We start from the raw sequence: 9,774 nt of genomic DNA, 5'->3' as shown, positions 1-9,774 counted from the left end.
GGGAAAATCTGGCCCGGACCCTCCTCCGGGAGCGGGAGGCGGGGAAGCCCCTGGCCCTCATCCTGGGCGGCGAGACCGTGGTGCGGATTACCGGAAAAGGAAAGGGAGGCCGGAACCAGGAGCTGGCCCTGGCGGCGGCCCCCGTCCTGGCGGGGACGGAGGGAACGGCTCTGTTCTCCGTGGGCTCCGACGGCACCGACGGCCCCACAGACGCGGCGGGGGGCTATGTGGACGGCGGAACCCGGGACCGCCTCCGGGCGCTGGGGATGGAAGTCCCGGCGGTGCTGGCGGAGAACGACTCCTACCACGCCTTGAAGAAAATCGGGGGCCTGATCGTCACCGGGCCTACGGGCACCAATGTCAACGATTTGAGCGTGGGGCTGTACCGGCCTCCGGCAATGCCGTGATACTTGGAGGCGGTTTTTCCCATGATCTGAGAGGAACGGCGGAGAAGGGGACGCCCGGAGATGTCCCGGAGATGTCAGAGTTTGCCTTTTTCGGAATAATACTTGATCATTTTCCACAGGAATGATACAATATCAACCATTGAGTTTGAGAACGCGGGGCGCAGGCCGCGAAGTGCGGGCGCCGCTGCGGGATTCAAGTAAAGGCAGGGGATGAGAGTGTCAATCTTTGAGCGGTTTGTCTCAAAAGAGGCGGGCGGGCAGGAGAGAAAAGCGTTTCATCCCACTCCTTACAGGAGGATGTTCTCAGAGCTGGAAACGACGGGCGGCGAGCTGAAGGAGCAGTATCCTGATGACTTCAAAACGGTGGAGAGCTTTATCTGGGCTTTAAAGGAGGCGTGCAGGGCCCGGTACAAGAAGGCGGTGAACGGCGACCTGCAGCCCATGAAGGCGGAGGCTCGCTTTTTTCTTGCCGAGGACCGGATGAGCGCCTACGCGTGCCTGCTTCGGCCGGAGAACGGCGGAGAAGAGATTACCTTGGAAGAATTCCTGGGGGATATGCACTACGAGGGCATACAGTACGGGATTTTGCGGGAAGACATACAACGGGAATTCGGCCTGGGATATTTTCGGATTTTTCCCGTGGCGCGGGGGAAGCCCCCCGTAGCGGGGGAAGACGGAAAGGTGACGGAGCTTCTCCAGCGCCGCAAAAATATGAGCCTGGAGGTACAAAGCGGAAGCCAGGTGGATTTTAATGAGGATGCCCAGCTCCAGCCCATTCGGAAGGGGACGGTCATCTGCCTGATACGGCCCCCAAGGGAGGGCGTGGACGGCATGGACGTAACGGGCCAGATCCTTCCCAGCCCTCCGCCAGAGGGCGCGTGCGTACCCCAGGGGAAGAACACGGTCATTGGCCGGGGCGGACAGGCACTGACTGCCGGCGTGGATGGGATTTTGTACATCGAGGACCACCGCTTCTGTATTCACGAGCAGAAAATCATTGACGGCGATGTGGATCAATTCCAGGGTACGCTCCGGGTTTCCGGCAACCTTTACATAGGGGGAAATGTGGACGGCGGCGTTGAAGTGGAGGCCTCCGGCGAGATTGTAATCAACGGAAAAATGGGGCAGGCCCGGGTAACGTCCACAAACGGAACCATCCGGGTGCAGAAGGGCGTTTATGGAACGGAGGGCAAAACCTTTTTGACGGCCGCCTGCCAGGTGCAGTCCCCTGTGATGGAGTGGGCGGAAATTGACGGCGGAACCAGCGTGATCGCGGAGACGATTTCCAACAGCGTCATTCGCTGCGGCGGCACGGTCTATGTGATGAGCGGGCGGGGAATGATTGTGAACAGTGTGATTCGGGCCGGAGACAGCATTTTGTGCCAGCGGGTCGGCAATCTGGCCGGAGGCCGGAGCAAGTTTTCCGTTGGCTACCCGCCCCATGTCCCCGAATCGTGGGAACGAGTCAAGGCGGAACAGGCGGAGGTCCAGTCGACCCTGGAGAAGCTGTGGAATCCGATGATTGGCCTGAAAAGAAAAGGAAGCCGCATTTCGGAAGGAGAGAAGTCGCTGCTGGAGCAGCTTGTGGAGCAGCGTGAGCTTTATTTTAAAAAGCAGGAAGCCCTGATTGCGGAATTAAAGTCTTTGAATAAGGCGCTGGATAAAAAAAGCAAAGGGCGAATACGCTGTGATAAGCTGTACCCCTTTCTGGATGTTCAGATTGGCAGATTGTCGGAGGAAATCACCACCGTGGAGGAGGACTGCAATATTCATGTTGAGGAGAACAGGGTGCTCTTAAAATAGCAGCCGCCCGCTTTGCGCAGCAAAGCGCCGTCACGAACCCAACGGTCCTGACGGCGCTGTTTTTTTGAAAGCCGCGCTGTTTTCGCGGCGTATTTTCAGTGAGGCAGAACCAGGCTGACGGCGCACAGGGCCAGGGCGGCGGCGCAGCCGATGTCCACAGCCTTTCGGTGGTTGGCAAAAAGCTTTTGCAGCGCCGCTCCGGCAAAGAGCCAGGCCAGATTGGCAGCCGGCCCGGTGAAGGGGAGGAACAGCCCCACCGCCAGCAGGGCCCAGAAGGACCTGGTGTAGGGCAGGACAAAAGAGGTCATTGCCATCAGGCAAAAGACCATGATTTTCACATTCGTCAGCTGTACCAGCAGTCCCGTGAGAAAGCCCGGAGCCTCCGGGGCCTGGCCCTCCGGCCCGGCGGAGGAGCGGAGGGTGTGCCAGGCCATCCACAGCAGGTAAGCTGCTCCCACCCAGGACAAAAGCCCCACGTACTGATCCAAAACGGCGCCAAGGAAATAGGTGACCAGCACGGAGGCCAGGGACACCAATGAAAAGCCGGTGAGCAGCCCCCGCCACTGCCGCAGGGCGGGACCCTTTCCATACCGCAGGGCGGTGGAGAGGGAGCAGAGGTTGGCGGGGCCGGGGGTAATGGCGCCTACATAGCAGTAGAGCAGGAAGGAGGGGAGAAGGGACAGGGGCATGACGGACACCATCCTTTGGTTGAGATGGGCCCATCATAGCAGAAAAGAATCTATTTGAAAAGCGAAAGTTTTTANAGTATACTATTGATAAAACCGATGAGTTGGGAGGGACCCCTATGGAACTGAAAAATCTTCGCACCTTTCAGACGGTGGTGGACCAGGGGAGCTATCAAAAGGCGGCGGAGCGGCTGGGCTATACCCAGTCCACCATTACCGTCCAAATCCAGCAGCTGGAGGAGGAGCTGGGGGTTCCCCTCTTTGAGCGGGTGGGCCGAAGAATGGTGCTGACGGAGGCGGGAGAGCGGGCGCTGCCCCAGGCCCGGGAGCTGCTGGAGGCGGCGGAGCGGCTTTTGGAGTGCGGAAAAACCGGGAGCGTTCCCCCGGGGACCCTCCGGGTGGACATGGCGGAGACCTTGCTGTGCTATCAGATGCAGCCGGTGATCCGGGCCTTCCGGGAGCGGGCTCCCCAGGTCCGGCTGATTGTGCGGAGCTGCAACTGCATGCAGATTCCCCAAGGGGTCCGCACCGGGGCCTGTGATTTGGGAGTGGGATACGACATGGACTGGAACCGGGAGGCCCTGGAGGTGGAGTCCATGGGGAGCTATGACATTGTGCTCCTGGCCTCCCCGGATTTTACGGAGCCGGATTTCACCACCCCCGGCCAGCGGAAGGCCGCCTCCCTGGTCACTGACGAGCCGGACAGCATTTTCCGCCGCCGCCTGGAGGCGTACCTCTGCCGGCGGGAGATTGAACTGGACGTGACGCTGGAGCTGTGGAGCATCGAGACCATCAAGCGCTGCGTCATGAGCAACCTGGGCTTTACCTACCTGCCCCGCTTTGTGGCGGAGGAGGAACTGGCGGACGGACGGCTGGTGGAGCTGGAAGCGCCCATCTCCGGCGTCCCCGCCCCGGCCCTGTGCGCCTGGCGGAAGGGGAGGTGGGTTACCCCGGCCATGGAGCTCTTTCTTTCGCTGCTGCGGGAGGCCCTGGCGGAGGGAGAGCCCCTCAGTGCCGCCGCTTCCGCTCCGGCCCTGGGTCCCTTCTCTGGAAGGGCTTGTCGATTAAAATAATGTCGTCCCCTATGCGCTGAATGCAGTCCCAGGGGATGTAGAACTCCTCTCCCCGCCCGAAGAGCCCGAAGAACCGGGCGGGCCCGTAAACTACAATGGCAACCACCTGCCCCTCCGGGGCCCGGAGGTCCAGGTCCGCTACCAGTCCCAGGCGGGAGCCGTCGTTGATGTTGATGACCTCCTTCCGGCGGAGGTCCTGAAACCGGAACTGCATGGCCCTCAACTCCTTTCGTGAAAGCCTATGCGCCCCCTGGGCCGTCCTATTCTGACAAAAGGTCCCAGTATAGGAAAAATGGCCGCTGGAGATACTGACTTTGCGGCGGCAAGAGGGGGAAGACCTCCCGTCCGCCGTGTGGAAGTATACACAAGAGGGGGCTTCTTTCATGCAGGGAAAAGTCGAGATTGCGGGGGTCAACACCGCCAAGCTGAAGGTGCTGAAAAACGAGGAAACCATGGCGCTTCTCCGCCGGACCAAGGAGGGAGACCAGGAGGCCCGCCGCCAGCTCATTGAGGGAAACCTCCGGCTGGTGCTGTCCGTCATCCAGCGCTTTTCCAGCCGGGGGGAGAACGTGGACGACCTGTTTCAAGTGGGCTGCGTAGGGCTTATCAAGGCCATTGACAACTTCGACATCAACCAGCCGGTGAAATTTTCCACCTACGGCGTGCCCATGATCATCGGCGAGATCCGCCGCTATCTCCGGGACAACAGCGCCATCCGGGTTTCCCGGTCCATGCGGGACACGGCCTACCGGGTCCTCCAGGTCCGGGAGCGGCTGATTTCCGAGACCCAGCGGGAGCCCACCGTGGAGCAGATTGCCAAGGAGCTGGACATCCCCCGGGAAGACGTGGTCTTCGCCATGGACGCCATTGTGGACCCGGTGTCCCTCTATGAGCCGGTGTACTCCGACGGCGGGGACGCCCTGTGCGTCATGGACCAGGTTCGGGATACCCAGAATACCGACGAGCACTGGACGGACCGCATCGCCCTGAAGGACGCCTTGAAGCGCCTGGACGACCGGGAGCGGCGCATCCTGTCCCTGCGGTTTTATGAGGGCAAGACCCAGATGGAGGTCTCCGCCGAGGTGGGCATCTCCCAGGCCCAGGTCTCCCGGCTGGAGAAGGGGGCCATCAATACCATCAAAAAAAATATTTAGTCCAGGGCCCGCTGCTTCCGGCGGGCCTTTTNCGTGNNTTNCCTTGTATTTTCTTCCGGGAACTGCTATAATGATACAACTGTGAAAGGGGGAGGACTATGGATTTCGGCGGGCTTGTCCGCTCCATTGACTGGAATTTTCTGGAGAGCACCTTGACAAGAGTCCTGGCCGTCCTCCTCTGCCTGACGGTCCATGAGACCTGCCACGGCCTGGCGGCTTACGCGCTGGGGGACCCTACGGCCCGGGATCGCCGCCGTCTGAGCCTGAACCCCCTGCGGCATATNGACTGGNNGGGCNTTGCCATGATGCTGGCCGTGGGCTTTGGCTGGGCCAAGCCCGTTCCGGTGGACNCCCGGCATTTTAAAAGGCCCAAGCAGGGCATGGCCCTCACCGCCCTGGCGGGCCCGGCGTCCAATTTCCTGCTGGCCCTGCTGGCGATGGCCCTCAGCCGGGTGATTTACCAGTATTTCCCCTACAGCCGGGGCGGGGCCCTGGCCTTCGAGTTTTTGCTGTATACCCTGGCCCCCCTGTCCATTGGCTTGGGGCTGTTCAACCTGCTGCCCATTCCGCCTCTGGATGGGTCCAAGGTGCTGGGGGCCTTCCTGCCGGACACAACCTACTTTGGCCTGATGCGCTATGAGCGCTTCGGTNTGTTTTTGCTGCTGGCCCTGAGCTGGTTCGGCGTCACCGGGGACCTTATCAGCGGGGCGATCCTTGGCGTTTACCGCTTCTTCTTCGAGCTGTTTTTCTAAATCCGCCCGGGCCCGTTCCGGCGCGGTGGGAGGTATTTTTGGAAAGTCCCGTATTCAAACTGGAAAAGGTGGTCCACTCCCGAACGGAGGAGTTACAGGACTTCGAGGGTCCCCTGGACCTGATTCTCTTCCTTCTGGGGAAGAATAAGATGGAGATTCAAGACATCTCCATTTCCCTAATCTGCGACCAATACTTAAGCTGGCTGGACCGGCGGAAGGAGCTGGACCTGGAGGTGGCCAGTGAATTCGCCGCCATGGCCTCCCATTTGGTGTACCTCAAAACCCGGATGCTCCTCTCCATTGAGGACGAGGAGGCCAAAAGCGAGATGGAAGCCCTCATCCAGTCCCTGGNGGAGCGCCGCCGGGGGGAGAGCTATGCCTACGTCAAGGCCATGGGGGAGAAGCTGGCCCCCCTGGGGGAGTTCGGCCGGAGTGTCTGCGTCCGGGGGCCGGAGCCCCTGGAGCCCGGAGAAATCCTTTATGACCACCGCCCCCGGGACCTTCTGCGGGCCATGCGGGAGCTCCAGGCCAGGGCGGAGCGGAAGCTGCCGCCGCCAAAAGCGGCCTTCCAGGAAATCGCCCGGCACGAGCCCTATCCNGTGGAGCGGAAAGCCCGGGACATCCTGCGCCGTTTGCGGGACGGAACCGTCACCCGCTTTCTCCAGCTCTTTCACGGCAGCCGGAGCCGCAGCGAGATTGTGGCCACCTTCCTGGCGGTGCTGGAGCTGTGCCGGTCCCATGTGCTGCAATTGACGGGCTCGGAAACCGAGTGCACTGTCCGGCAGGTGGGAGACCCGCCGGAGCATCTCNCCGCTCAGGCGGAAGAAATCTGAGGAGGCCCCATGGAGAGAAAGGAAATCGAATCCGCCGTGGAGGCGATCTTGTTCGCCTCCGGCGAACCCGTGCAAATCAAACGCCTCTGCGCCGCCCTGGAGCTGGCCCGCCCCGCCGTGGAGCGGGCGCTGAAGGATCTGGGCGACCACTATGCCTTCGACCAGCGGGGCATCCGCCTGGTGCAGANGGAGGACTGCTGGCAGCTTTGCTCCGCCCCGGAGTTTGGGGACGCGGTCCACCGGGCCCTGGAGGTCCGCAAGCCCGCCAAACTCAGCCAGCCGGCCCTGGAGGCCCTGACCATCATCGCCTATTACCAGCCCACTACTCGGGCCTATGTGGATCAAATCCGGGGCGTGGACAGCTCGTATACCATGAGCCTGCTCCTCAACCGGGACCTTATTGAGGAATGCGGGCGGCTCCAGGTGCCGGGGCGGCCCCGGCTGNNCCGGNCCACCAAGNANTTTCTCCGGGCCTTTCACCTCAGCAGCTTGGAGGACCTTCCGGAACTGACGGAGCCCTCCGAGGAGGAGGACCCCCTGGACCCGGAGGCCGACGGCCAGATGCGCCTGGGGGAGAACGGAGAGATCGTGTCCTCTCAGGAGGAGGAAGAGACGGAATAAGGAAGGGAGGCGCCGCCTGTGGTATGGCTGTGGATTCTGGCGGTAATCATACTGCTGACTGCCGTGCTCTGCTGGACCCGGGTGGGCTTCTGGGTGGCCTTCGGCGGGGAGGCGCTCCGCCTGGACGTGAAATTTGGGCTGCTGCGGGTACATATTCTTCCCGCCAAGCNCCAAAAGCCCAGGGAGGAGAAGCCGAAAGAGGAGAAGAAAAAGNNCCCCAANGATCCGGANGAGAAGGAACCGAAGCCTAAGCGCGCCTTCACCCTGGAGGACGGAAAGGACGCCCTCCGCACCCTGCTCCCACCGCTGAAGCGGGCGCTGCGGCGGTTTGGCCGTGGCATCCGGGTAAAGCCCCTGCGGCTGTCCCTGGTGCTGGGGGGGCAGGAGGACCCCGCCGCCGCGGCCCAAGCTTATGGGGAGATCCAGGCCGCCGTCTGGACGGGGATGCCCCTGCTGGAGCGCCTGGTGGACGTCCGGGACGTATACATTCACACGGACGTGGACTTTATGGCCTCCGCCGCGGCGGTGGAGGGAGAGACCGGCGCTACGATCCGCATCGGCACGCTGCTGGCCATGGGCTTCGGCTTGGCGTTCCCGGCCCTGGGCTGGTTCCTGCGCTGGCGGAAGCGTTGCAAGGCCCGGCCACCCAAGCCGGAAAGGAAAACCAAGAAGCCCAAGGGCCATCCGCCGGAGGAGCCGCCAACCGAGAAGCCGGCCGCGTAAGGCGTGATGACCGCTATGATGATGGAATCCAACAGGAGAAAGGACGAAAAATATGGACAACATGGATAAGAAGCACCCGGTCAGCGAGCTGATGCGTTCCACCATTGAAAAAATTCACGAGCTGGTGGATACCAACGTCATTGTGGGCCAGCCCATCACCACCCCTGACGGCGTGACCCTGATTCCCATTTCCCGGGTCAACTTCGGCTTTGGCAGCGGCGGAGGGGATTACGGCAAATCCATGAAGGGCGAGAACTTCGGCGGCGGAGGCGGCGCGGGGGTGAAAATCGACCCCGTGGCCTTCCTGACCATCAAAGACGGCGTGACCCGGGTCCTGCCGGTGGCGGTGCCACCGGTGTCCACCCTGGATCGCATTGTGGACATGGCGCCGGACCTGATGGACAAGGCGGAAAAATTCCTGGACAAGAAAAAGGCGGAGAAGGAGCAAGAATCCGTCTGAGCCGGGCATACTATCATCACTTGACTGTTGACGAACGGAGTGATGACGCTTGCTGAAAACTTTCCCTTTCCGAAGGGCCGGGGCGCTGGCCCTGGCCTTGGCCTGCCTGCTGGCGGGCCGGGTCCGGGCAGTGGAGGTCTCCGCCTCCGCCGCGGTCCTGAAGGATATGGNCAGCGGCCGGGTGCTCTACGAACGGAACGCCGGAGCCCGGATGCTCATCGCCAGCACCACGAAGATTCTGACGGCCCTGGTGGCCATCCGGGACGGGAANTTGTCCGACACGGTGAAGGTGAGCCGGNAGGCCGCCTATACGGAGGGTNCCTCCATGTATCTCAAGGAGGGGGCGGAGCTGACCCTGGAGACTCTGCTCTACGGTTTGCTCCTCTGCTCCGGGAACGACGCCGCCGTGGCGGTGGCGGAGCATGTGGGGGGCAGCGTGGAGGGCTTTGTGGAGCGGATGAACGAAACCGCCCTGGAGCTGGGGATGGAGGATTCCTCCTTCGCCAACCCCAACGGCCTGGACGACGAGGAGCACTATTCCACCGCCTACGACATGGCCCTGCTGGCCCGGGCGGCCATGGGAAACGAGACCCTGGTCCGCATTGCCTCCACCCGGACGGCGACCATCGGCGGGCGGACCATGACGAACCACAATAAGCTGCTTCGCTACATGGNCGGCTGCCTGGGCCTGAAAACCGGCTACACCCGGGCGGCGGGCCGGACCCTGGTGAGCTGCGCGGAGCGAAACGGCCAGCGGCTCATTGCCGTGACCCTCCAGGACGGCAACGACTGGGCGGACCACCAGAGCCTCTATGACTACGGCTTTTCCGCCTACCCCGCCAAACGGATGGCCCAGCTGGGCCACGAGGTGGCGGAGGAGGCGGGGATTCCCCTCATCGCGGCGGACAGCTTCGCCTGGCCCCTGGCGCAGGGGGAAGCGCTGGAAACCTCTGTGAAGCTGGAGCGGGATCTGACCGGGCCCCTCCGGGCAGGAACCCGGGTGGGGAAGGCGGTGTTCTCCCTGAACGGGAAGGAAGTGGGCCGGGTGGGCCTTCTGATAGGAAGCGATATCAGCCCGCCTCCTGGCGAAGAGGCCGCAAGCTCCGGCTCCTGGAAGCCGGAGGTGGAGACTGCCATGACGGTACTGCGAAAGTATAGGTGAGGCAATGGAAGAACGGCTGCAAAAGCTCCTCTCCGCCGCCGGGGTCTGCTCCCGGCGGGCGGCGGAGGGCTACATAGAGGCGAGCCGGGTGACGGTGAAC

General features: G+C 62.5%; 12 protein-coding genes. 10 read left to right on the top strand and 2 right to left on the bottom strand.

What is annotated here, in order from left to right:
* Both JX325_RS08865 and JX325_RS08860 read left to right on the top strand, forming a co-directional pair.
* On the top strand, positions 1-407 hold a 407-nt coding region (locus tag JX325_RS08865; protein WP_279380520.1), incomplete at its 5' end, for an MOFRL family protein.
* A gap of 297 nt (positions 408-704) precedes the next feature.
* Entirely contained in the window at positions 705-2,210 is a 1,506-nt protein-coding gene (locus JX325_RS08860) for a DUF342 domain-containing protein (protein WP_204790799.1), read from the top strand.
* Positions 2,211-2,305: 95 nt separating this feature from the next.
* On the opposite strand, the gene JX325_RS08855 is transcribed toward JX325_RS08860, so the two are convergent.
* Positions 2,306-2,899, bottom strand: a complete 594-nt coding sequence (locus JX325_RS08855) for a LysE family transporter (protein ID WP_204790798.1) — start codon at positions 2,897-2,899, stop codon at positions 2,306-2,308.
* 116 nt (positions 2,900-3,015) lie between these two features.
* Between JX325_RS08855 and JX325_RS08850 the strand changes: the two genes are divergently transcribed.
* Positions 3,016-3,969 carry a LysR family transcriptional regulator gene (locus JX325_RS08850; RefSeq protein WP_204790797.1) on the top strand — a complete coding sequence of 318 codons (954 nt, stop codon included), beginning with the start codon at positions 3,016-3,018 and terminating at the stop codon, positions 3,967-3,969.
* Here the strand turns inward: JX325_RS08850 and JX325_RS08845 are convergent.
* A complete protein-coding gene (locus JX325_RS08845) occupies positions 3,905-4,183 on the bottom strand; it encodes a YlmC/YmxH family sporulation protein (protein ID WP_204790796.1) in 279 nt (92 codons plus the stop codon). The genes JX325_RS08850 and JX325_RS08845 overlap by 65 nt on opposite strands.
* A 169-nt stretch (positions 4,184-4,352) precedes the next feature.
* Here JX325_RS08845 and sigG point away from each other — a divergent pair, with 169 nt between their 5' ends.
* From sigG to JX325_RS08810, 7 genes are all read left to right on the top strand, one after another.
* A complete protein-coding gene (gene sigG, locus JX325_RS08840) occupies positions 4,353-5,123 on the top strand; it encodes an RNA polymerase sporulation sigma factor SigG (protein ID WP_204790795.1) in 771 nt (256 codons plus the stop codon).
* Positions 5,124-5,221: 98 nt separating this feature from the next.
* On the top strand, positions 5,222-5,875 hold the full coding sequence (locus JX325_RS08835; RefSeq protein WP_204790794.1) for a site-2 protease family protein: 654 nt from the start codon (positions 5,222-5,224) through the stop codon (positions 5,873-5,875).
* Positions 5,876-5,913: 38 nt separating this feature from the next.
* Positions 5,914-6,708 carry a ScpA family protein gene (locus tag JX325_RS08830; RefSeq protein WP_204790793.1) on the top strand — a complete coding sequence of 265 codons (795 nt, stop codon included), beginning with the start codon at positions 5,914-5,916 and terminating at the stop codon, positions 6,706-6,708.
* 9 nt (positions 6,709-6,717) lie between these two features.
* Positions 6,718-7,329, top strand: coding sequence for an SMC-Scp complex subunit ScpB (scpB, locus tag JX325_RS08825; RefSeq protein WP_204790792.1), 612 nt, complete (start codon positions 6,718-6,720; stop codon positions 7,327-7,329).
* 775 nt (positions 7,330-8,104) lie between these two features.
* Complete coding sequence (gene ytfJ, locus JX325_RS08820) at positions 8,105-8,512, top strand: GerW family sporulation protein (RefSeq protein ID WP_204790791.1); 408 nt, start codon at positions 8,105-8,107, stop codon at positions 8,510-8,512.
* 49 nt (positions 8,513-8,561) lie between these two features.
* Positions 8,562-9,674 (top strand): D-alanyl-D-alanine carboxypeptidase family protein, encoded by a 1,113-nt coding sequence (locus JX325_RS08815; RefSeq protein ID WP_243414007.1) that lies wholly within the window; start codon positions 8,562-8,564, stop codon positions 9,672-9,674.
* A 4-nt stretch (positions 9,675-9,678) separates the two neighbouring features.
* On the top strand, positions 9,679-9,774 hold a 96-nt coding region (locus JX325_RS08810), incomplete at its 3' end, for a S4 domain-containing protein (protein ID WP_279380521.1).

Source organism: Oscillibacter sp. CU971 (assembly GCF_905219725.1).
Classification (GTDB): Bacteria; Bacillota; Clostridia; order Oscillospirales; family Oscillospiraceae; genus Oscillibacter.
This window is presented reverse-complemented; position numbering and strand designations above follow the sequence as displayed.

Coding starts and splice junctions, on each gene's coding strand:
- JX325_RS08860 (WP_204790799.1), top strand. CDS start 705: ATGTTCTCAGAGCTGGAAACGACGGGCGGCGAGCTGAAGGAGCAGTAT.
- JX325_RS08855 (WP_204790798.1), bottom strand. CDS start 2,899: ATGCCCCTGTCCCTTCTCCCCTCCTTCCTGCTCTACTGCTATGTAGGC.
- JX325_RS08850 (WP_204790797.1), top strand. CDS start 3,016: ATGGAACTGAAAAATCTTCGCACCTTTCAGACGGTGGTGGACCAGGGG.
- JX325_RS08845 (WP_204790796.1), bottom strand. CDS start 4,183: ATGCAGTTCCGGTTTCAGGACCTCCGCCGGAAGGAGGTCATCAACATC.
- sigG (WP_204790795.1), top strand. CDS start 4,353: ATGCAGGGAAAAGTCGAGATTGCGGGGGTCAACACCGCCAAGCTGAAG.
- ytfJ (WP_204790791.1), top strand. CDS start 8,105: ATGGACAACATGGATAAGAAGCACCCGGTCAGCGAGCTGATGCGTTCC.